Source organism: Amphritea sp. 1_MG-2023 (assembly GCF_030547545.1).
Classification (GTDB): Bacteria; Pseudomonadota; Gammaproteobacteria; order Pseudomonadales; family Balneatricaceae; genus Amphritea.
In genome coordinates this window covers 277,407-298,520 of the sequence record NZ_JAUOQE010000001.1, presented here as the reverse complement: position 1 = coordinate 298,520, position 21,114 = coordinate 277,407, and the positions used below count along the sequence as shown (strand labels likewise).

At 49.1% G+C, this 21,114-nt stretch carries 23 protein-coding genes; 6 read left to right on the top strand and 17 right to left on the bottom strand.

Annotated elements, in window-relative coordinates; translation table 11 throughout:
- Positions 1 to 307 precede the first annotated feature (307 nt).
- The 4 genes from Q4488_RS01270 to Q4488_RS01255 all read left to right on the top strand — a co-directional run bounded on the left by Q4488_RS01270 (position 308) and on the right by Q4488_RS01255 (position 4,928).
- A complete protein-coding gene (locus Q4488_RS01270; RefSeq protein ID WP_303578629.1) occupies positions 308 to 1,408 on the top strand; it encodes an ABC transporter ATP-binding protein in 1,101 nt (366 codons plus the stop codon).
- A gap of 117 nt (positions 1,409 to 1,525) precedes the next feature.
- On the top strand, positions 1,526 to 2,620 hold the full coding sequence (locus Q4488_RS01265) for an ABC transporter substrate-binding protein (protein WP_303578627.1): 1,095 nt from the start codon (positions 1,526 to 1,528) through the stop codon (positions 2,618 to 2,620).
- Positions 2,621 to 2,800: 180 nt separating this feature from the next.
- Entirely contained in the window at positions 2,801 to 4,072 is a 1,272-nt protein-coding gene (locus Q4488_RS01260) for an ABC transporter permease (RefSeq protein ID WP_303578626.1), read from the top strand.
- A 4-nt stretch (positions 4,073 to 4,076) separates the two neighbouring features.
- The gene (locus Q4488_RS01255) at positions 4,077 to 4,928 is read left to right on the top strand and encodes an ABC transporter permease (RefSeq protein ID WP_303578625.1); all 852 of its coding nucleotides are present in this window, start codon (positions 4,077 to 4,079) and stop codon (positions 4,926 to 4,928) included.
- 80 nt (positions 4,929 to 5,008) lie between these two features.
- Here Q4488_RS01255 and Q4488_RS01250 read toward each other — a convergent pair whose 3' ends face one another.
- A complete protein-coding gene (locus Q4488_RS01250; RefSeq protein ID WP_303578624.1) occupies positions 5,009 to 5,689 on the bottom strand; it encodes a type 1 glutamine amidotransferase domain-containing protein in 681 nt (226 codons plus the stop codon).
- 89 nt (positions 5,690 to 5,778) lie between these two features.
- Complete coding sequence (locus Q4488_RS01245) at positions 5,779 to 6,789, bottom strand: NADP-dependent oxidoreductase (protein ID WP_303578623.1); 1,011 nt, start codon at positions 6,787 to 6,789, stop codon at positions 5,779 to 5,781.
- A gap of 107 nt (positions 6,790 to 6,896) precedes the next feature.
- On the opposite strand from Q4488_RS01245, the gene Q4488_RS01240 reads away from it, so the two are divergent.
- A complete protein-coding gene (locus Q4488_RS01240; protein WP_303578622.1) occupies positions 6,897 to 7,835 on the top strand; it encodes a LysR family transcriptional regulator in 939 nt (312 codons plus the stop codon).
- Positions 7,836 to 7,933: 98 nt separating this feature from the next.
- On the opposite strand, the gene Q4488_RS01235 is transcribed toward Q4488_RS01240, so the two are convergent.
- The 7 genes from Q4488_RS01235 to Q4488_RS01205 form a co-directional block, all read right to left on the bottom strand.
- Positions 7,934 to 8,284, bottom strand: a complete 351-nt coding sequence (locus Q4488_RS01235; protein WP_303578621.1) for a RidA family protein — start codon at positions 8,282 to 8,284, stop codon at positions 7,934 to 7,936.
- Between the two features lie 68 nt (positions 8,285 to 8,352).
- The gene (locus Q4488_RS01230; protein ID WP_303578620.1) at positions 8,353 to 9,744 is read right to left on the bottom strand and encodes an NAD(P)/FAD-dependent oxidoreductase; all 1,392 of its coding nucleotides are present in this window, start codon (positions 9,742 to 9,744) and stop codon (positions 8,353 to 8,355) included.
- Positions 9,741 to 10,061, bottom strand: coding sequence for a (2Fe-2S)-binding protein (locus Q4488_RS01225; protein WP_303578619.1), 321 nt, complete (start codon positions 10,059 to 10,061; stop codon positions 9,741 to 9,743). Before Q4488_RS01225 ends, Q4488_RS01230 begins: the two co-directional genes overlap by 4 nt.
- Positions 10,039 to 11,127: an FAD-binding oxidoreductase gene (locus Q4488_RS01220; RefSeq protein ID WP_303578618.1), complete on the bottom strand. Its 1,089-nt coding sequence runs from the start codon at positions 11,125 to 11,127 to the stop codon at positions 10,039 to 10,041. The genes Q4488_RS01225 and Q4488_RS01220 overlap by 23 nt, the downstream gene beginning before the upstream one ends.
- Before the next feature lie 111 nt (positions 11,128 to 11,238).
- The gene (gene dctP / locus Q4488_RS01215) at positions 11,239 to 12,240 is read right to left on the bottom strand and encodes a TRAP transporter substrate-binding protein DctP (RefSeq protein ID WP_303578617.1); all 1,002 of its coding nucleotides are present in this window, start codon (positions 12,238 to 12,240) and stop codon (positions 11,239 to 11,241) included.
- 66 nt (positions 12,241 to 12,306) lie between these two features.
- Positions 12,307 to 13,605, bottom strand: a complete 1,299-nt coding sequence (locus Q4488_RS01210; RefSeq protein WP_303578616.1) for a TRAP transporter large permease — start codon at positions 13,603 to 13,605, stop codon at positions 12,307 to 12,309.
- Positions 13,598 to 14,158: a TRAP transporter small permease gene (locus Q4488_RS01205; protein WP_303578615.1), complete on the bottom strand. Its 561-nt coding sequence runs from the start codon at positions 14,156 to 14,158 to the stop codon at positions 13,598 to 13,600. The genes Q4488_RS01210 and Q4488_RS01205 overlap by 8 nt, the downstream gene beginning before the upstream one ends.
- A gap of 160 nt (positions 14,159 to 14,318) precedes the next feature.
- Between Q4488_RS01205 and Q4488_RS01200 the strand changes: the two genes are divergently transcribed.
- Entirely contained in the window at positions 14,319 to 15,275 is a 957-nt protein-coding gene (locus Q4488_RS01200) for a LysR substrate-binding domain-containing protein (protein ID WP_303578614.1), read from the top strand.
- Positions 15,276 to 15,310: 35 nt separating this feature from the next.
- On the opposite strand, the gene Q4488_RS01195 is transcribed toward Q4488_RS01200, so the two are convergent.
- Genes Q4488_RS01195 through Q4488_RS01160 form a run of 8 tightly spaced genes read right to left on the bottom strand, consistent with a single transcriptional unit; the run spans position 15,311 to position 21,111 of the window.
- A complete protein-coding gene (locus Q4488_RS01195; RefSeq protein ID WP_303578613.1) occupies positions 15,311 to 15,922 on the bottom strand; it encodes a HupE/UreJ family protein in 612 nt (203 codons plus the stop codon).
- 29 nt (positions 15,923 to 15,951) lie between these two features.
- Positions 15,952 to 16,623 (bottom strand): urease accessory protein UreG, encoded by a 672-nt coding sequence (gene ureG / locus Q4488_RS01190; RefSeq protein ID WP_303578612.1) that lies wholly within the window; start codon positions 16,621 to 16,623, stop codon positions 15,952 to 15,954.
- A 36-nt stretch (positions 16,624 to 16,659) separates the two neighbouring features.
- A complete protein-coding gene (locus tag Q4488_RS01185) occupies positions 16,660 to 17,340 on the bottom strand; it encodes an urease accessory protein UreF (RefSeq protein ID WP_303578611.1) in 681 nt (226 codons plus the stop codon).
- Positions 17,318 to 17,764: an urease accessory protein UreE gene (ureE, locus tag Q4488_RS01180; RefSeq protein ID WP_303578610.1), complete on the bottom strand. Its 447-nt coding sequence runs from the start codon at positions 17,762 to 17,764 to the stop codon at positions 17,318 to 17,320. Before ureE ends, Q4488_RS01185 begins: the two co-directional genes overlap by 23 nt.
- Before the next feature lie 41 nt (positions 17,765 to 17,805).
- A complete protein-coding gene (gene ureC / locus Q4488_RS01175; protein WP_303578609.1) occupies positions 17,806 to 19,512 on the bottom strand; it encodes an urease subunit alpha in 1,707 nt (568 codons plus the stop codon).
- A complete protein-coding gene (locus Q4488_RS01170) occupies positions 19,509 to 19,832 on the bottom strand; it encodes an urease subunit beta (protein ID WP_303578608.1) in 324 nt (107 codons plus the stop codon). Before Q4488_RS01170 ends, ureC begins: the two co-directional genes overlap by 4 nt.
- A 12-nt stretch (positions 19,833 to 19,844) precedes the next feature.
- Complete coding sequence (locus tag Q4488_RS01165) at positions 19,845 to 20,147, bottom strand: urease subunit gamma (RefSeq protein ID WP_303578607.1); 303 nt, start codon at positions 20,145 to 20,147, stop codon at positions 19,845 to 19,847.
- 55 nt (positions 20,148 to 20,202) lie between these two features.
- A complete protein-coding gene (locus Q4488_RS01160) occupies positions 20,203 to 21,111 on the bottom strand; it encodes an urease accessory protein UreD (RefSeq protein WP_303578606.1) in 909 nt (302 codons plus the stop codon).
- Positions 21,112 to 21,114 lie beyond the last annotated feature (3 nt).

Below are 21,114 nucleotides of genomic sequence, written 5' to 3'. Positions count from 1 at the left end.
ACACCACCGCACCGTTCTGCGTAACATGACACGCACCGAATTAAAGCGAAGCGGCTTTGATAGCATCAACGAGTTTGCCGCAACCCCGAAATAGAGAAATGTCGTAAACAGGCAAAAAACATAGTGAAATTGGTAATTTTTTTACAAGAAAACGACTAGAAAGCACTTAATGACATGTTTTGTAAGGTAATGTTTGCACTTACACTTCGTATTATCGTAGGGTAATAACAGACACGAAACAGTATCTGACTACAGATTTTAAATTTGCGACCACAAAAAAATAAATTGTAGCGAGGCATAATTAGCAATGGAAAATTCAGCTTCCAGTGAGGCTTTCGTAAGGTTTGAAGGAGTTCAGAAAAGCTACGACGGCAAGGTTCTCGTCGTTAAAGACCTGAATATTGATGTCCCTCGCGGTGAGTTCTTAACGATGCTTGGGCCATCAGGCTCAGGAAAAACAACATCATTGATGATGTTGGCAGGTTTTGAAACAGCAACCCATGGCAACATCTACCTCGACGGCCGTTCAATCAACAACGTAGCCCCCCACAAACGCGGTATCGGTATGGTTTTCCAAAACTATGCTTTATTTCCTCATATGACCGTTGCAGAAAACCTCGCCTTTCCCCTCAAAGTACGCAACATGGGCAAATCAGATATCGAAGATCGCGTTAAAAAAGCCCTAGATATGGTCGAACTAGGTAGCTTCGGCGATCGACGTCCGGCGCAACTATCCGGCGGACAGCAACAGCGAGTCGCGGTCGCTCGGGCATTGGTTTTTGAACCTGATTTGATCCTCATGGATGAACCCCTTGGCGCGCTGGATAAAAACCTACGGGAACAGATGCAGTACGAAATCAAACATATTCATGAACGCTTGGGCGTGACGGTGGTTTATGTTACTCACGATCAATCTGAAGCCTTAACCATGTCGAATCGGATTGCCGTCTTTAATGATGGCATCATTCAACAATTAGCACCGCCGACCGAACTCTACGAAAAACCCACCAACTCATTTGTTGCTCAGTTTATCGGTGAAAACAATAAGTTAACCGGTACGCTGCAATCGACACAAGACGGCATCTGTACCGTGCGCCTGCCTACCGGTGAACAAGTCACGGCGCTGGATATCAATACCGATGCTATTGGCAAGGAAAGCACCCTGTCTCTTCGTCCTGAACGCGTCTTTCTTGATCCTGTTGAGGGTCAGTGCGATAACGTATTTACCGGCAAGGTAGAAGAAGTTATCTACCTAGGTGACCATAAACGTGTGCGTATGAATGTCTGTGGTCATGATGAATTCATCGTTAAAGTACCGAACGCAACGGATAACAAAGGCTTACAAGTGGGTGGTACTGCGCCGATTGGCTGGTCATCCAAGGATTGCCGAGCGTTAGATGCAATCTAAGCCCGCTCAAAATTTAATATCTATTGAAAATAATAAAGGCTTCATCATGTCTATGATAAGCCAATAAATAGTGTCTTCACGAAGAAGATATCAATAAGCCCAAAGAGGAAATATCCAATGAAGAAATTTTCCAAACTATCATCTGTCCTAGCACTGAGTGCTGCTGTCTGCGTGGGTTCTGCAACGGCCGCAGAATCTCTGACGGTTGTATCATGGGGTGGAGCGTACACGAAATCCCAACGGATGGCTTATAGTGATCCGTTCACCGCCAAAACCGGCATCGAGATTATCGATGAAGACAAGTCAGGTAACGGCCTGGCAGGTTTGCGTGCTCAGGCGGAAGCGGGTAACGTCACTTGGGATATAGTCGATATTCTGGAAGGGGATGCAATCCTGGCTTGTGATGAAGGTATTGCTCAAGAATTGGATTACGAAAAAGATCTTAATCCGGGTGCGGATGGCACACCGGTAATGGAAGACTTCGTCGAAGGCTCTCTGTCGGGCTGTTACGTACCAACGATCGTTTATGCCACTCTGTTTTCTTACAACGATACCGCTTTCCCCGGTGAAAAACCGAAAACCATTGCCGATGTCTTCAACATCGAAAAGTTTCCCGGCAAACGTGCACTAGAGAAAAAGCCTGATGCCAACCTCGAGTGGGCACTCGCTGCCGATGGCGTTCCTTATGACGAAGTCTATGATGTTCTAAGCACCCCTGAAGGCGTCGAGCGTGCATTCGCTAAACTGGACACCATTAAAGATTCCGTTATCTGGTGGGATGCCGGTGCTCAACCACCACAACTGTTAGCCGACGGTGAAGTAGCCATCGCGTCAGCTTATAACGGTCGTATCTTTAACGCTCAAGTTGTTGAAAAACAACCGTTCACCATTATTTGGGACGGTCAAATGTACGAGTTAGATGGCTATATTGTGCCTAAAGGTGCTCCGAATAAGAAAGCCGCCATGGATTACCTGCGCTTTGCCACCGATACACAACGTTTGGCCGATCAGACTAAATACATCTCTTACGGTCCTGCACGTCAATCATCGGCACCACTGGTATCCACTCACGCAGAAACAGGCGTAGAAATGGCTCCACATATGCCAACAACGCCGGTTAACTTCAAAACACCGATCAAGAAAGATGCTGAGTTCTGGGCTGATAACGGTGACGAACTGCGTCAACGCTTTAACGCTTGGTTAGTTCAATAAGTCGCTAAATTGTGGGGGGCGAATCAGCCCCCCTTTATGAGTTAAATGCAGTTTTCGCGTCATTATTTGATCGCTTAGTACGCTATACGATCAACTAATGATCTGTCTGCGGATGATAACGGTAACAGGTTTAATCAACCGTCATTTTAATTCATTTTCAAACAAGGGATTATATTCCTCATGATGGCAAATACTGTCGAGGCCGAAGGCCAATTAACCCCGGACGAACAGAAACGCCTTACCTCGGATATGCATCGTTCACTACGCCGCAAAAAATTCCGGGCTCTGTTTCTGGTAGCACCGCTGCTGATCTTTATTATGGTCACTTTCGTCTCACCTATAGCGTCCATGCTGTTCCGTTCGATTGATAACCCTCAAGTGTCTGAGTATATGCCAAACACAACAGCAGCCTTGGCTGACTGGGATGGCGATAAGAATGAACTACCCAACGAGGCAACCTATGCCGCGCTGGTTAAAGACTTGGTAGAAGGTCGTAAAAACCACACGATTGGTAAAGCGGCCACCCGTCTTAATTACGAAAAAAGCCAGATGCGTAGCCTTATCGTTGGCACCGCACGCAAGGCAGCTAGACTCAAGCCCCCCTATAAAGAACAACTTATTAAAATTAAGAAAGGCTGGGGCGATATCGATAACTGGCGCGTGATTAAACGCGAATCAAAACCGTATACCGCTTCCTATTACATTGCCGCATTTGATATGGAAACAACGCCCGATGGCGAAATCAAAATGCTGCCAGAGAATCAGCGCGTCTATCTACAGATGCTCTGGCGTACCGTTTGGATGTCTGTCTTAATCACCGTGCTGACTCTGGTACTGGGTTACCCCGTTTCCTATCTGCTGGCATCACTGCCCATGCGCATCGCCAACACCCTCATGATCTTGGTATTACTCCCCTTCTGGACCTCCTTACTAGTGCGTACTTCATCTTGGATTGCCCTGCTACAAGGTCAAGGTGTGATCAATGATATCTTGGTCTGGTTTGGCCTCGTCAATGATGAAAGTCGCCTAAGTATGATTTACAACGCCACGGGTACCGTCATTGCGATGACTCATATACTACTGCCGTTTATGATTTTACCGCTCTATTCGGTGATGAAAACCATTCCACCAAGTTATATGCGTGCCGCGCGTTCGCTTGGCGCGACACCGTATACCGCCTTCATTAAGGTTTATCTACCTCAATCAGTGCCGGGTATTTCCGCTGGCGCTATCTTGGTGTTTATTCTGGCGATCGGTTATTACATCACCCCCGCACTCGTCGGCGGACAGACCGGTCAATTTATCGGTAATATGATTGCTTACCATATGCAAAGCTCGCTGAACTGGGGTCTCGCTGCAGCATTAGGTGTGGTGCTACTGGCACTCGTCTTAGGTATCTATGCCATTTATAGCCGTCTCTTTGGCGGTAACAATCAGATGACGTTGAGGTAAGATTATGGCACTTCCAGCATATGCAGGCCCACTAGAAACATTTTGGTACTATGCGTTTCGCGTTCTTTGCGGCATGGTTTTTATTTTCCTGATAACACCATTGCTCATTATTATTCCATTGTCGTTTAATATTGAGCCCTATTTCAGTTTTACTGAAGGCATGCTGGCTTTCGAACCGGAAGCCTACTCATTACGTTGGTATGAGGAGTTTTTCGGCAGTGAACGCTGGATGGCTGCGATCAAAAATACTTTTATCGTCGCCGTTTGTTCAACCTTTCTGTCAATGGTGCTTGGCACCCTTGCCGCCTTGGGATTGAGTCGCTCAGAACTGCCCTTCAAAGGGCTCATCATGGGCTTATTGATCTCCCCCATGATTGTGCCACTGATTATTTCAGCAGCAGGGATGTTCTTTTTCTATTCATCTATCGGGGTATCACAAAGCTACATGGGCTTAATTCTAGCGCATACCGCATTAGGAACGCCGTTTGTTGTGATTACCGTGACGGCCACCCTCAGTGGCTTCGATTATAACTTAGTCAGAGCAGCCAATAGTCTTGGCGCTTCACCCACTTATGCATTCTTTAAAATCACCGTGCCACTGATTATGACTGGCGTTATTTCGGGTGGCCTGTTCGCCCTGATGACCTCAGTTGATGAGGTGGTAGTTGCGATCTTTATTGCGGGCGCTGAACAGCGAACTGTACCGATGCAGATGTGGGCGGGTATTCGTGAGCAGATTAGTCCGACCATACTGGCGGTTGCAACCCTGCTGGTATGTATGTCTATCTTGCTGCTAAGCACCGTGGAATACCTACGTCGTCGCTCCGAAGCGATTCGCGGTATCAGCGCGCATTAATCACTGATTTCAGCTTGAACCAAAAAAGTCACTGGCAGCTCCCGCTCCCGGTGACTTTTTTATGTTACCATTTTAAATGATTATTTCGTCAAACTCGCTAACACAGCCTTTGCCACTAGCGTCGAAGATGCTGGATTCTGGCCGGTAATCAATAAACCATCTTCAACTAGATGGGGGCCCCAGTCTGGTCCCTGAGAATAAACACCACCGCGCTGCTTCAGTTCGTCTTCCAACAGGAATGGCACAACCTCTGTTAAACCCACCGCCGCTTCTTCAGTATTCGTAAAGCCCGTAACCTTCTTGTTCTTAACCAGCGGTTCACCCGCTTCATTTTTGGTGTTTAACAAAACACTCGGTGCATGACAGACCGCCGACACAGGCTTACCCTGACGAGCAAAGGTTTCAATCAAGGCAATAGAAGCTTTATTCTGAGTCAGATCCCACATTGGGCCATGGCCACCGGGGTAAAAGATTGCATCGTAATCATCGGCAGATACGCTGTTTAATGGCAGCGTGTTGGCCAGCTTTTGTTGTAGCTCAGCATCTTGATCAAAACGACGAGTATCGTCTGTCTGGAAGTCTTCCAGCGCGCTTTTAGGATCGATCGGTGGTTGACCACCGGCAGGTGAAGCCAACGTAATATTAACGCCAGCGTCCGCTAGGACGTAATAAGGCGCAGCGAATTCTTCAACCCAGAACCCCGTTTTCTCACCGGTATTACCCAGCTCATCATGTGAGGTCAGCACAAATAAAATATTCATCGTAATCTTTCCTTTCTGTCGGGTGATCAAACTTCATCTCAGCCCGCACTTTAATTAATCATCGAATGCTCAATTGAGTCACTGTCTGCCTAGGCGAGCTTTACCAACATCTTGCCGGTATTTTCCCCCTTAAATAGACCAATAAAAGCGTCGGGCGTTTGCTCAATGCCATTAAAAACAGTCTCTTTCCAACTGACTTTTCCGGCTTCGATCCATTGCATCATCTGCTCAACAAATGCGGGGTAATCATGCCAATGTTCAAATACAATAAAGCCTTCGATTCTCAGCTTTTTAATAATAATCTGAGATAAATTCCCCGGCCCTGCTTGTGGTGCTGTTGCATTATATTGATCAATCATGCCGCATACGGCGATACGGCCATGATCATTCATCAGATTCAATACTGCTTCAAAATGCGCGCCGCCGACATTTTCAAAGTAGACATCAATGCCCTCTGGGCACGCCTTTGCAATACTGTCCTGCAGATTCTCGGCCGTCTTGTAATTGACCACCGCATCGACACCCAGCTCGTCTAATAGATAACGCGCTTTAGCCTCTGAGCCTACGCTGCCGGCAACATAACAGCCTTTCAGTTTAGCGATTTGACATACAATCGCACCGACAGCCCCAGACGCCGCAGACACAAACACGCGATCACCCTGCTTCAGCTCGGCAATCTTAGTCAAGCCGGTAAACGCCGTCATACCGGTCATACCGAGTACACTCAAAAAGGCTTGATCGGCGATCTCGGTTGACGGTAACAACTGAATATCATCCCCCGTCGAAGTAAAATATTCACGCCAGCCATTCATGCTAGATACTTTACGGCCTACGGGAAACAGCTCATTGCGAGACTCAACCACCTCGCCTAACGCCCCCCCACTCAGCACTTCATTTAAGCCAAACGGCTCAATATAACTTTTGCGTTCCAGCATTCGGCCGCGCATATAGGGATCGACTGATAGCCATAAATTTTTAATCAGTACCTCACCCTCTTTTAATTCGGCGACAGGACGACTGACTAGCTGAAAATCCTCTTTCGAAGGCAAGCCGACTGGACGACGAACCAGTTGAATTTCACGATTAGATTCAATAAACATGTAGCACCTTGCATAGAGCATTGTCTGATAATACTGCTTAGTCTATGCTCACTATTAATATGCATCCAATGCATTAAATAAATATCTAACATAAATAGAAATCATGAATGGATATACACAACCTCTCGATCACCGACCTCAACCTATTGCCTGTTTTTCAAGTCCTACTTGAAGAACGCAGTGTCACGCGAGCGGCGGGGCGATTAAACCTGACACAACCGGCCATTAGTCGCAACCTGGCACGGCTACGAAGCCTGTTTAATGACCCACTATTCACCCGCACACCCAAAGGATTGACGCCGACACCCCGTGCTGAAGAACTCGCATTGCAGTTACATCAGTCATTGCTGGGGCTCAATCAATTGTTAACCCCCGCCACCTTTGTGCCGCAAACAGCAAGCCATAACTTCCGGTTAGCAACCACTGACTACGGTGCGCAGGTACTCCTACCGCCCGTGATCAAACGGTTACGCACGGAAGCACCCGGTGTTAATCTAGAAATTGTGCCTTGGCAGGAAAGCCTGCTACACGAACTAGATCAACATGATATTGATCTGGCCACCTGTACTATCGAGGATGCGCCAGCGGCGATTCATGGTCGTGGTGTAGGGAGTGATCGATTTGTCTGCGTCGTGCGTAATAGCCATCCAGCCGCCGCCCAAACATTGGATTTAGAAGAGTATGCCAACTACCCTCATGCCTTAATCACCATGGGGGGGACACGTAAAGGCGCGATCGATTATCTCTTAGAGGAACGTGGTTTAAAACGCCGTATCGCCCTAAGAGTGCCACACTTTGTGGCGGCGCTGGCCATCATTTCACAAAGCGACATGATGCTCACCGTGCCCTACGGCCTAGCGATTAGCTTCGCTAAACAATATCAGCTAAAAATACTGCCCTTCCCTATGCCACAAAAAGGTTTTACCTACTCGATTATCTGGCATGAGCGCTATATCAAAGATCCAGCGCATATATGGTTAAGAAGGTTAATCTTCGAAGAGTTAACCCAGACGCTTGAAGCGCTCAATGTCGGCTTTAGGATTTAATCAGAAAACCCATTAAGTCGCCGAAAAAGCTTATTTCAGTCTAGTGAACGGGGCCGTATTAAAACCTAGAATGCCATCGAGCCCCGCCCCTAGCTGACTCAGTCTGTTGCTGCAATAACTGATATTTCAACTAATAATTCAGGACTTGCCATCGATGCCTCAACGCATGCCCTCGCGGGTGCATAGCCCTCAGGCATCCAGCTATCCCATACAGAATTCATCTCTGCAAAATGTGCCATGTCTTTGAGATAGAGGGTCGCAGAAAGGATTTTTTCCGAGCTACTCCCTACCGACAGCAACAGATCATCCACTTTCTTCAGCATCGTTCTGGTCTGCTCCGCAATCCCGGCACTGCGGTCTTCAGCAACCTGTCCACAGAGATAAGCGGTATTATTATGAAGCACAACTTTACTCATACGCGTCGCCGTCTGCTGGCGTTCAATCGTCATTATATTAAATCTCAACTAGTCAATTTTTATGAATGTCTTACCGCTAAACAAATGCTCTCTGGCGAGTATTAATCTGTTTGATCTAAACTCGCCAGCTCACCCAATGACACTGGTTTTATCGGAAAACGAATATTGTAATAGCCGACCTCAGCCGGACTGTTACCCAGCTCATCGGCTAGCAGTGCCGCCACTGTTGAGCCACACTGACGCCCCTGACAAGGCCCCATACCCGAGCGGCAAAACGCCTTAGTCTGATTGGGTCCAACACAGCCGTGCTTAACAAGTCCACGAATCTCAGCCGCACTCACCTCTTCGCAGCGACAGACAATCGTTTCACCTTGCGGCCTTAAAAACATATCTAACGGACGGTAAAGATGATCCAAAAAAGGACGAATAACGAGCTGCGCGGCTAGCGCCTTACGCAACCGATTAACGCGGTTTACCGTGCCACTGGTTCGACATAATTGTTGCGCTATGTCATTCGCCACTAGGCGGCCTTGCACTTCGGCAGCAACGGCCCCACCAATACCGCCAGAATCGCCGGCAATAAAAATATCAGGATGGCTACTATTGCCATTATCAGCGAGTGTCGGTTTCCAGCACTGCTGCACCTCATCCCATTGATGCGCTAGTCCAAGTGCCCGGCCTAATTGAGTATTGGGAATAACACCCTGATGTACCAGTAACGTCTGACACGCCAATTGATGCTGCACCGTGCCCGTGCGAAAACCAATCGAGGCAAGGTTTCCGTCAGCGCCAGGGGCTGCGCTTAACTCAGTTGCAGACTGATAATATTTCACCCCACTACTGCGGATCTCCTTAAGCATCCGCAACCCTTTAAGCAGATAGCGCCAACCTTTGATGGCGCCTTTGATCTCTTTCAAGGCACGTCTGTAATTACTCACCGGGGTCGTATCGACGATTGCCTCGATACGCACACCGGCTCTGATCAACTGACAACTAATCAGTAATAACAACGGACCGCTACCCCCGATAACCAGTGGCTCTACCGGCGTCAGGCCCGATGATTTCAACAATATCTGCGCCGCGCCACAGGTCATTACACCGGGCAATGTCCAGCCAGGAAACGGCACCGGTCGCTCCTGTGCCCCGGTCGCCAACAGCAGTTTTTTAAAACCGACCTCACGACTCTTTCCCGCAACCGAGAAGAACAGCCTTTTATCCTTACTTACCTCCCATACTGTCGCCTCGACAATATGAGTGACCAATGGGTGAGATAGCCCCGCTAATAGCGCTTCGCCGGCATAGTAATCCTGACCGAGAATCGAACGATCCTGCAATACAGGCTGGCCGATACGCCTATATATTTGTCCACCTGCACTCGATTGCTCATCCAAGACCAGTGTGTTGAGCCCCGCTTCGCCGGCTTCCGCAGCGGCTGCCATTCCCGCAGGTCCGGCCCCAATAATCACTAGGTCGTATTGCTGTTGCATGCTCATCGAATCTCTCCAACTAACTCTCTGGCACCCTGTTGAACAGTAATCACCATGCCTTCACGTACCTCGGTCATACACGCCTGAATATTGGCTTTGCCATTAATATTCATCAGACATTCAAAACATACCCCCATCATGCAGTAAGGCGCTCGACCCACATCACTCAGCGCGGTCTTGCGTGTGGGCCTGAGGCCCGCGTGCATCACCGCTGCAGCAACACTGTCGCCCTCGTAAGCAATCACTTTTCGCCCCTCAACAACAATCTCAACTGCCGCCCTCTCATTACAAGGCAAACGCTTAAAGCTTAAATCTTCGACCATGAAAAGCCTCCAAATCGACAGTAGGGTTAGCACCAGTCGCTATCCAGTCAGCAATCGGTCCGCTATGAGCTGCCGCTAATGTAACACCACTGTGACAGGTCACCAGATAAGCACCTGGATATTGTTCTGACTGTTGGTATATTGGATTGCCATCCGGTGTCATAATCCGTAATGCCCCCCAAGAACGTACCAAATTCACATCCTTTAACAACGGAAACATGGTGATTGCACGCCGAGCAATCTGTGCCAAGATATTCGTTGTCGTACCCGTATCAAGGCCGACATCTTCTTTTGAATCGCCACACTGCACCGTGCCCTCCACTGTCTGCCGCACATGCCCGGTGGGGTAATTGATAAAAGGCCGCACTCGTTCAGCGATCAAGACTTGGCCTCGATTCGGCGAAACGGGCGCCTCGATGCCAACCATAGGCCCCAACTCTTTATTCCCCAGTCCCGCCGCCAACACCACTTTATTGCAGCTAAACGTGCCCTGCGTAGCCTGGAGTAAAAATTGCCCTGATTGCGGCACAATATTATTCACTTTGCCGGCATTGACAAACTGTCCACCGAGAGACTCAAACCGGTTCACCAAAGCATGCATGAGATAAAGCGGGTTGACATGACCATCCTCGGGGCCCCAAGTCGCGCCCGCTATCTCGGGACCAATATCCGGCATCATCTCGCGTAATTGTTGCAGGTCAAGCACTTCAAAGGGATAGCCTTCAGGATGTTCCTGCGCCATGGCTGCCAACATCTGCTGTCGGTGTTGCAACTCGGATTCGGTTAAACAGACGAACAAGCCGCCCTGTTGCTGCAGTTGAATATCGATACCGGTATGCTGTGTCAGATCATCGGCTAAGCCAGCCCATAGTTTGGCCGATAAACGGGTGATACGGGCATATTCAGGCAGGTTATCCCCCTTTCCCTGCACCCACACAAGGCCAAAATTTCCACGTGATGCGCGTAACGCTATATCCCCCTCATCGTATACCGTCACCTCTAGCCCCTGCCGCTGTATACCAAGCGCGATACACAGTCCAACTAGACCACCGCCAATGACAGCCACCTCCGAGCTCCCACGGGGGCTCCGCATACTCTCCGTCATATGCTCTCTCCAGACAAAAGATTGCTTGCATTAAAAGACCGGTCAGGAGAATGCCTAACCGGTGAAACAGTGCTACTCAGATAATGCAGCTTTCAGAATTTCATCAGCCCACTCTTTACCAATATCATTAACGATTTCAGGCCATACGTTTTGCTTAATTTTTGCCGCCGTCGCAGCCAGTTGTTCAGGCGTCACTTCAACGATCGTTGCGCCAGCATCCACCAGACGTTGCTCATTCGCTGCCTGATCTTTTTCGGCGGTTTCCCAACGACGGTTTTCAAACTCAAGCGCCGCCTGAGCAACGGCCTGTCGTTGATCCGCTTTAAGGTCATTAAAGCGCTCTTCGTTAATTAACAAATACCAGACTTCAAAATGCGTATTGATGGGGACATAGTACTTAGTCACATCACGGAAAGAGGCATAATAACCCTCGGCACCCGAGCCAATGACACCATCAACAACACCCGTCTGAACCGCAGTAAACGCCTCAGAAAACGGCAATGGTGAAGCGATATAACCTAAACTATCCGCTAGGAGTTGAAATACCTTGATCGGTGGTACACGGACTTTTGCGGCTTTACTCACACCGGAGTCAGCTGCACCCTCAACATCTTGATTCAGAGCAACACCGCCAAAATAAACCGGCCATGCACCCAACACCTTGATGCCTTGCTGCTGATACAGATCTGATACGGTGTTTCGCATCACTGAGCCCGGCCCAAATTTCTTTTGTGCATCCGCCCAGTCCTGAGCCATATAAGGCAAAGAAACGATCTGAAAGCGCTTATCGACGCTAGAAGCGATAGGCTGAACCGCCATATCAACGGCCCCTAAGCCCACTCGCTCTTGAACCACCGTATAATCACCCAGCGCATTTGCCGGATACAATTTCACTTTTAATTTGCCATCAGTAGCCGCGTTAACCGCTTCGGCAAACTGAGTAGCATCCTTATCAATCGCTGTGCCCTGCGGACGCACGTGAGATAATTTCAAGGTAGCAGCTTCTGCTACACCCAGCGTAGCCAATGATAAAGACGCGGCTAGAACTAGCTTTTTAGACAGTGAAGTCAACATAACTTTCCTCATTTTTGTTGTTGTCCAGGGGACGGTAGTTTCACATTTAAGATTCAGTCGTTTAGCTTAGTAACCGAGCATTGCCGGTATATATTCAGACAGTTCAGGCCACACCAACACCAGCACCACCACCGGTAGATAGCCAAATAGCAACAGGATCATGGCGGGCTTGATGACTTCGGTAAATTTCACATTACCGATCCGTGCACCAAGATAGAGGATGCTGGCATAGGGTGGCGTGACACCGCCCATCGCAGTTGTCACCCCCATAATGGCCGCAAACTGGACTGGGCTAACACCCAATGCGCTCATCAGCGGCATCAGCAACGGCGCCGTTAAGATGATGGCGGTGATATCGTTCACCACCATGCCGATAGCAAACAAGAACAGCGTGACCAATATCAACAGGGTTGTTTTGTTCTGAGTAATTTCAAAAATCGATTCAACCAATGCCTGTGGAATATCCTCCATCACGAAGATCTGACTCAGCATTAGGCTAAACAGAATCATGATTAGAATGGCCCCTACCGCCGTAGCCGATTCTTTGCCAGCTTCAAGGAAGGCTTTCCAAGTCAAGCCCTTATAGATCATGAACCCTACCGGCAGCGCATATATCACAGCCACGGCCGCCGCTTCTGTCGGCGTCATAATGCCGCCATAGATCCCTCCGAGAATAATCACTGGCATCAACAATGCAGGAATCGCATGAACCGTATTATTCCCCGCCAACTTAACCGTCTCGGTGAAAGAGACCTTGTCATCCATGACCAGTGGAAACTTACGTGCCATGACGAGGTTCACAATGGCAAAGTTCAGCATAATCAGCAGACCAGGCCCCAGCGTTGCCAAAAAACTCGCCAGGATTGATGTTTCTGTAACCCAGCCATAAACAATCATGGTGACGCTCGGCGGAATCAACAAACCCAGTATCGACGAGTTAGCGATCAATGCCGTTGCATAAGCCCGAGGATAGCCCTTACGTTCCATCTCTGGAATCAGCAGTGGGCCGATCGCCGCAATACCGGTCAGGCCACTGCCAGAAATCGCACCAATAATAGCGCAACTAATCGATGCAACTACGCCAAGACCGCCACGCACTCTGCCCACAAAAACGTTAACGAATTTAAGTAAGCTCGCGGCAATACCGCTTACACTCATGATCGTCCCGGCAAACACAAACAGTGGAATGGCGAGCAGTACCGGATTCGTCAACTGACTAAAGCCCCATAACATCATCCCTTTAAAAGTGGCTTCACCGATCAACGCCATAACCATTAAACCGGCGCCAAAACAATATGGCAGTGGCACACCAAGACTCAGGAGAATGACCAAGACAGCAAATGCCAATAGTGCGACTTCAACCATTGTTGCGCTCCTCCTTCGGGGACAGCAGCGGGAACTCATCAAGCTCACTCGTATGAGGATGCTCATGATCAATTAACTTCTCGACGTCAACGCCACCGGCGAGCAACAGCCGTACATGCCGAGAAAGATGCAATAAGACATACAATGTCATCAGCAACAGACCGATAAACAAAGCAGATTCATAGATCAGCGTGGGTAGATAGAGGGTCGGCGTTTCTTTCGATACCCTCACGGCATATTTAAAGTAATCCCAAGCCCAATATGTCAGCCAGCTTGAAATCACTAAGCTAATAGACTCAGAAATGATTAACAGAATATGCCGTGCACGCTCCGTTTTAAGGAATATTTCCAGAACATTCGCTCTGATCTGTGTGTCTTCTCGAGAAGCGTTGACCGCCCCCAGAATGTAAAGCCATAAAGTCGGAATAACCGCAATCTCTTCAAGCCCCATAACGGGAGTCTCGAAAACATACCGAGTTATCACCTGCACAAACTGCATACCTGCAACCGTACTGATCAATATCGCCAAAATGTATTTAAAGAGTGTCTCCATAATTATTGTCTCTATGCTGGAGCCCATAACCAGTGCTTCCTAAGAAGCACCCTTAATGTTGTTGTTACATGATCATAAATCAAACAAATAATATCAAATATCAAATATCACACAGTTGATAATATAATGTTATATTATTGAACCATTTGGAGGGGTATCTATGGCTAAGTTAAGCTTCAGACAAGTCGAAGCGTTTCGCGCGGTAATGATTGCAGGTACCACGACAGGAGCGGCAGAAATTCTCTATATTTCTCAACCCGCCGTCAGCCGCTTACTCAGTGATTTTGAAGACTCAGTTAAAGTGCCACTCTTTGAGCGACAGAAAAAAAGACTGATTCCAACACCCGAAGCTCAGATATTGTTTGAAGAAATAGAACGCTCATTCGTCGGTATCGAAAAACTAGCACGAACTGCAGAAGAGTTGCGGGCATTTCACCGGGGTACACTGCGTATCGCTAGCATGCCGGCTCTCGCTCATGAGTTCTTACCACGAATATCACGCGAATTTATGGAATTAAATCAAGGAATATCGATGACATTGCAGGTTCGTAGCTCGCAGCAAGTCGTCGATTGGATCGCAACCCAACACTTCGATATCGGTTTTTCTGCTATCGCCGTTTCAGATCCGGCTATCAAAACAGAATCGTTAGCTCGCAGTGAATTAGTCTGTATCCTGCCGCCGGGACACACCCTTAAAAACAAAGTGAGTATTGAGCCACAAGATTTAGAAGGCGAGGTGTTTATATCGTTAGGCACGGAGCAAAGTATTCGTTACAAAGTTGACGATGTCTTTGAGCATGCTGAAGTAAACAGAAAAATGCTGTTTGATACTCAAGTGTCACACGTCGCGTGTAACTATGTACTCTCTGGCTCAGGTGTTTCGCTGGTGGACCCAATAACAGCCATCAGCTTTATAAAACAAGGGCTAGTGGTTAAACCCTTCGCCCCATCGATACGTTTCAATTACAACCTGATCTATCCAGCGACGCGACCCGCTTCACAATTGGCAGTCGATTTTTTTAAGCTACTGAAAATACGCTTACAAGAGCTTTCTGATAACTCAGAAGGCCTGTTCAACATTGTCATAAAACACGATCCATCAAACATCAATGGATAAACACCGGTCCCGGTAGCCCTACCGGGACCGGTGTTTTACACCGCCGCGAAAACACCAAACGCAGCGACAGCTACACCGGCGATACGCGAGATCAGCCCCATGCTATAGCTATCGGCCAGTTGACCTAGCTTAGTGCCAGCCATTAACAGCGCAGTAGTGGTGATCAAGAAACCCGCGATATAAGTTAATGGGCTCGCCGCCAGCGGCAGTTCCGCACCATGCGCTAAACCGTGGAACAGGGCAAAACTAGCCGCCATCAGCGCGCCAGCGATGCGCGAAAAACGTACCGCTAAGGCCAATAATACACCCGCAGCCATCACCGACACTAAGATACCTTGCTCAACAAACGGCACGGCCACACCCGCCACGGCCAATAATGCACCGGCAACCATCGCTAATAAAAACGCCGCCGCAATCACAATGCTTTGTTTGCCCAGCAGCCCTGCTTTCGCTTGATGACTCACTCGGCTGCGACCGGCTGCTAACAAGCCAACCGCCAACATAACTAATAGATGATCTGCGCCTAACAGTGGATGCATAACGCCCTGAAAAAAGCCACTCACTTGGTGTCCCGTATGTGCCATAGCCGACAGAGGTGCCAACGCGGCACCGAGGGTTAGCAGGCGTAGTTGATTGCGTTTATTCATAGTGTGCTCCTTAAAAATCCAACTCAATATTACACAACGGCCTTAGCGGGCGGCAGCGATTTCGATTCCAGCATCCCTTCGGATACGATAAATTCAATAATTTGTTGCAAACCTTCGGCTTTCTTTAGGTTTGAAAACACAAAGGGACGCTCACCACGCATCCGCTTGGCATCAACATCCATCACCTCAAGCGAGGCACCCACCAGCGGAGCCAAATCCGTTTTATTAATAATTAATAAATCTGAACGGGTAATACCGGGGCCACCTTTACGTGGAATTTTATCGCCCGCCGAGACATCGATCACATAGATCGTCAGATCAGACAGTTCTGGACTGAAAGTCGCGCTGAGGTTATCACCACCACTTTCAACAAACACCACATCGAGGTCACCATGACGCGCGATCAGTTGATCAATCGCCGCTAAATTCATCGATGCATCTTCCCGAATCGCCGTATGCGGGCAGCCACCGGTTTCCACACCAATAATACGATCGGCTTCCAGCGCTTCATGTTGCGTTAAAAACTTAGCATCTTCCTTGGTGTAGATATCATTCGTCACGACCGCAATATCGTAGTGTTCACGCATCGCTGAACAAAGCGAGCGTAACAATGCAGTTTTACCCGACCCGACTGGGCCGCCCACACCGATGCGTAGCGTCTGTTTGGGTTTATGAGTCGCTGAATTCGTCTCTGTGCTCAATCTAATTCTCCTAAATACCTAGCGCTGCTGATTTTATCAGGAACGAAATAATCTTGAATATTGTGTTTCATGGCCCGCACTGATAATGGCGAGCCCTTGTAAACCGTTACCAATCTCGTCTTCTGCAACTCGTTCAGCACGATTCATGGCCTGTGATAATAAAGGCTGCAGCTCACCCAATAATTGCTGTGCCTGAGTTTGACCCAGCGGCACTAGCTTCGTTGCGGCGGCCACTTGATTCTCTAGCCACGCCCAAAGAAACCCGAGCGCCGCCACGGAATAGTCAATCTGCCAATGCTGTGCGGCAATACCAAACAGCACGACATAACTTAATTCAGCCGCTGTCGGCAGTGGCTGAGGCACTGCAAGACTCACCAGTAATCGATTCATCGCCTCCCCCATCGCACTGTCGGTTAATCGCAGTTCGCGGGTTTCTCGGCAGGCCAATGCCAAATCATTACAGCGCCTTAATGCGGCAACATCCTGTTGTTTTGCCGCCATCATCGCCCGCTTTAATAAGGGCAGATCGGTTTGTGCAACCGCATACAGTAATTGCTGTTCTAACCACTCCGATACCTGTTCTGAGCGCTTAATCCAGCCGCTTTCAATGGCATATTCCAACCCTTGAGAGAAGGCATAGCCACCAATCGGTAAGCTCACACTACTCAGCTGCATCAACCGTAATAGCGCGGTATCAGTGGTGGTGATGGCCGCCATGACTGTAGGCTCCTGATTCCGGGATAAACACATCCTGCTGATGGCTCAGCGTGAGTCCGAGCAACACTAACATCTCTTCCAGTACATGATCAGGCTGCATCTTTAACCAACGCTCACCCACCTGTAATTTCACATGGCGATTACCGAGGTGATAGCACGCACGCGCAAAGGTATGCCAATCCTCACAGCTGGCATAGGTCACCGGCTCGATAGCCCCCTCCACCTGAACATATTTACCACAGGTAGTTTTAAGATATTCCCCCACTAATAACGGTTTACCACGCTCCAAAAACAGGCGTACCTCTTCGCCGTTTTCACCGGTCAGCTTTAGCCGCCCCCGATCACGCTGCTCATGCGTTAACACCACGGTGGTATACACCACTTCGTGACAGTGATCGCCTAAACGTTCATACACTTCAAGCATTCGATTCCCTTACAACAAATAATCTTAACAAGTTCTCGATCTCAGAACAGATTGTATAACTGCGCCAGAGGTAACTCCTCAGCGGGTTCACAGGTGAGTAGCTCACCGTCCGCCCGCACCTCATAGGTTTGCGGATCAACGGTAATATCGGGCATCCAGCTATTGTGCACCATATCTTTCTTGCCAATCGTGCGGGTATTACCACAGGCCACCAAGCGACGGTTTAAGCCCAGCTGCGTCGCGACATCCCGCTTTAGTGCGGCACCCGAGACAAAGGTCACCGAGGTTTTCGCCGGTGCCTGACCATAAGAGCCAAACATCGGCCGATAATGTACCGGCTGTGGCGTGGGTATGGAGGCGTTGGGATCACCCATCGGTGCGGCGGCAATCATTCCGCCTTTAATAATCAGCGAGGGTTTAACCGCAAAAAAAGCCGGTTTCCACAACACTAAATCAGCCAGTTTGCCCGGTTCAATCGAACCAACTTCATGGGATATACCATGCGCAATCGCGGGGTTAATCGTATATTTAGCGATATAACGTCGGGCGCGGAAGTTATCACAGCCTAAGGCTTGATCTTCTGGCAGCAAACCAAACTGAGTTTTCATCTTATGGGCGGTCTGCCATGTTCGAGTCACCACCTCACCCACACGCCCCATCGCCTGCGAATCCGACGAGATCATACTGAACGCGCCGCGATCATGGAAAATATCTTCCGCCGCGATGGTTTCCTTACGAATACGTGAATCGGCGAACGCCACATCTTCAGGGATATTGGTATCCAGATGATGACAGACCATCAACATGTCCAGATGTTCATCCACCGTATTACGGGTGAAGGGACGTGTCGGGTTGGTGGAAGATGGCAGCACATTAGGATACGCACAGGCACGAATAATATCCGGTGCATGGCCACCACCGGCACCTTCCGTATGATAGGTATGAATCACTCTATCTTTAAAGGCCGCCAGAGTATCATCGACAAAACCGGACTCATTCAAGGTATCCGTATGAATCGCCACCTGAACATCATATTGCTCGGCAACCGATAAGCAGTTATCAATCGAAGCCGGCGTCGTGCCCCAATCTTCGTGCAGCTTCAGACCACAGGCACCCGCCTCTAGCTGCGCCTCCAACGGGCCAGGCAAACTGCCATTTCCCTTACCGAGAAAGCCAAAATTCATCGGCATCGAATCCGTTGCCTGCAGCATCTTACCGATATTCCAAGGTCCCGGCGTACAGGTGGTGGCGTTAGTGCCGGTCGCCGGCCCAGTACCGCCCCCCAGCATAGTGGTGACACCGGACATCAATGCCTCATCAATCTGTTGCGGACAGATAAAGTGAATATGCGCATCAATACCACCGGCGGTGAGAATACTGCCTTCACCGGCAATCACCTCGGTGCCGGGGCCAATGACAATATCCACGTTATCCTGCGTATCGGGATTGCCCGCCTTGCCCACTTTAAAGATACGCCCTTCACGGATACCAACATCGCCTTTAACAATGCCCCAGTGATCTAGCACCAGGGCATTGGTAATGACTAAATCAACGGCGATATCATTGTCACACTGACTCTGCCCTTGACCATCACGGATGACTTTACCGCCACCGAACTTAACTTCATCACCGTAAGTGGTAAAATCTTTTTCCACTTCGATCCATATCTCGGTGTCTCCGAGCCGCACGCGGTCACCGGTCGTAGGGCCAAACATCTGCGCATAGGCTGTGCGATCCATCTTACTCATACGTCGTCCCCTGCATCCAATGGCCCCATCACGTCACCGCGAAAACCGTAGATCGTGCGACTGCCTGCATATTCAACCAGTTCGACTTCTCGTCCCTGACCTGGCTCAAAACGTACCGCCGTCCCCGAGGCGATATTCAAGCGGAATCCGCGCGCTTTTTCACGTTCAAACTCTAGCGCGGGATTCACTTCATAAAAATGATAATGAGAACCGATCTGTACCGGTCGGTCACCACGGTTTTCCACCCGTATAGAGACGGTTTTACGCCCCTCATTGAGTAGAATATCGCCTTTGACAGGCTTAATTTCTCCAGGAATCATGGCTATCTCCTCTCAACAGATCGGGTTATGAACGGTCACCAATTTGGTGCCATCGGGAAAGGTCGCTTCAACCTGAACTTCATGAATCAGCTCAATCACACCGGGCATCACTTGATCTGCCGTCAATAACGTCTTGCCATACCCCATGAGTTCGGCCACCGTTTTACCATCGCGTGCGCCTTCTATGATTTCCATGGTCAAGTAGGCCATCGCTTCGGGGTAGTTCAGTTTAAGACCGCGATTTAAACGCCGTTCCGCCAGCAAGGCCGCGGTAAATACCAGTAATTTATCTTTTTCTCTTGGCAGCAGTTCCATAATCTATCCTTTTTACGTATCTCGTTCATGGCGCAAAAACATCTGATCATCGCTATCAAGTCGCCCAGATACGAGGTTCACACGCCGGTCGATCTAATAGTGCGGGGCGAATATCATGCCAGCAACGCACAAATAACTGCATCGCGGTATCGGTTTGATCGCCAAGGTAACGAATCGTCATAAATTCGCCGGTTAAGCTCACCGCCGCCAACGCGTCACAATCATGGGCATGCTGACGCAGTTGTTTGATTAACGGCTCAAGCACATGTTCGCTGTTTTCATCAACCGCAACATCAAAAGGGCCAGCAACCATCAGCCCAGTAACAGGTTTGCCGCGTAATCCCGCAGGCCCCTGTAACAATGCCCGACTTTGCTCATCAATCTGCAATCGTTCACGTAGCAAGATCCGCTCACCACGATTAATTTGGAGTGTTTGAGATAGCTGACCATCGTTAAAGGGTAACGCTCGATTGGGTAAGCCCAGACTGGTAATTTCCCAACCAATAAAATGCGCGTTATCCGCCAGATTCACGCGTGTATCGAGACGCGTGCAGGCATCCGGATAAAGAATCGTCTCCAACGGTAACCATTCGATAGAGCTACCGGGGCTTAAGTTAAGGGTATTAATCTGATGCTGCAAAGCCCGATCAGGCCGCGCTCGATAAACGCGACCCGCCCCTGGCGTAGTCAATAACGCATGACTATCATTGCCGGTATGCACCGAGATATCGAGACGATCGCCAGAGACTAATCCGCCCGGCGGATGCAGTAAGTAAACCTGAGCGAGATCGGGCCCTTCAGGATAAAACGCTTTTTGCACATACAGCGGCCCACGGTGATCGGCACGTTGCAGTACCGAACCCCGTGCAGTCCGAGCAAACTGTAATGACAGCTCAGCATTCCAAGCCGATGGCGGTGTCTGAACGTTAGTATCTTCCGTCGTTAACGGGGACAGGCTATTCATCGT

Coding starts and splice junctions, on each gene's coding strand:
- Q4488_RS01270 (WP_303578629.1), top strand. CDS start 308: ATGGAAAATTCAGCTTCCAGTGAGGCTTTCGTAAGGTTTGAAGGAGTT.
- Q4488_RS01265 (WP_303578627.1), top strand. CDS start 1,526: ATGAAGAAATTTTCCAAACTATCATCTGTCCTAGCACTGAGTGCTGCT.
- Q4488_RS01260 (WP_303578626.1), top strand. CDS start 2,801: ATGATGGCAAATACTGTCGAGGCCGAAGGCCAATTAACCCCGGACGAA.
- Q4488_RS01255 (WP_303578625.1), top strand. CDS start 4,077: ATGGCACTTCCAGCATATGCAGGCCCACTAGAAACATTTTGGTACTAT.
- Q4488_RS01250 (WP_303578624.1), bottom strand. CDS start 5,689: ATGAATATTTTATTTGTGCTGACCTCACATGATGAGCTGGGTAATACC.
- Q4488_RS01245 (WP_303578623.1), bottom strand. CDS start 6,789: ATGTTTATTGAATCTAATCGTGAAATTCAACTGGTTCGTCGTCCAGTC.
- Q4488_RS01240 (WP_303578622.1), top strand. CDS start 6,897: ATGGATATACACAACCTCTCGATCACCGACCTCAACCTATTGCCTGTT.
- Q4488_RS01235 (WP_303578621.1), bottom strand. CDS start 8,284: ATGACGATTGAACGCCAGCAGACGGCGACGCGTATGAGTAAAGTTGTG.
- Q4488_RS01230 (WP_303578620.1), bottom strand. CDS start 9,744: ATGAGCATGCAACAGCAATACGACCTAGTGATTATTGGGGCCGGACCT.
- Q4488_RS01225 (WP_303578619.1), bottom strand. CDS start 10,061: ATGGTCGAAGATTTAAGCTTTAAGCGTTTGCCTTGTAATGAGAGGGCG.
- dctP (WP_303578617.1), bottom strand. CDS start 12,240: ATGTTGACTTCACTGTCTAAAAAGCTAGTTCTAGCCGCGTCTTTATCA.
- Q4488_RS01210 (WP_303578616.1), bottom strand. CDS start 13,605: ATGGTTGAAGTCGCACTATTGGCATTTGCTGTCTTGGTCATTCTCCTG.
- Q4488_RS01205 (WP_303578615.1), bottom strand. CDS start 14,158: ATGGAGACACTCTTTAAATACATTTTGGCGATATTGATCAGTACGGTT.
- Q4488_RS01200 (WP_303578614.1), top strand. CDS start 14,319: ATGGCTAAGTTAAGCTTCAGACAAGTCGAAGCGTTTCGCGCGGTAATG.
- Q4488_RS01195 (WP_303578613.1), bottom strand. CDS start 15,922: ATGAATAAACGCAATCAACTACGCCTGCTAACCCTCGGTGCCGCGTTG.
- Q4488_RS01185 (WP_303578611.1), bottom strand. CDS start 17,340: ATGGCGGCCATCACCACCACTGATACCGCGCTATTACGGTTGATGCAG.
- ureE (WP_303578610.1), bottom strand. CDS start 17,764: ATGCTTGAAGTGTATGAACGTTTAGGCGATCACTGTCACGAAGTGGTG.
- ureC (WP_303578609.1), bottom strand. CDS start 19,512: ATGAGTAAGATGGATCGCACAGCCTATGCGCAGATGTTTGGCCCTACG.
- Q4488_RS01170 (WP_303578608.1), bottom strand. CDS start 19,832: ATGATTCCTGGAGAAATTAAGCCTGTCAAAGGCGATATTCTACTCAAT.
- Q4488_RS01165 (WP_303578607.1), bottom strand. CDS start 20,147: ATGGAACTGCTGCCAAGAGAAAAAGATAAATTACTGGTATTTACCGCG.
- Q4488_RS01160 (WP_303578606.1), bottom strand. CDS start 21,111: ATGAATAGCCTGTCCCCGTTAACGACGGAAGATACTAACGTTCAGACA.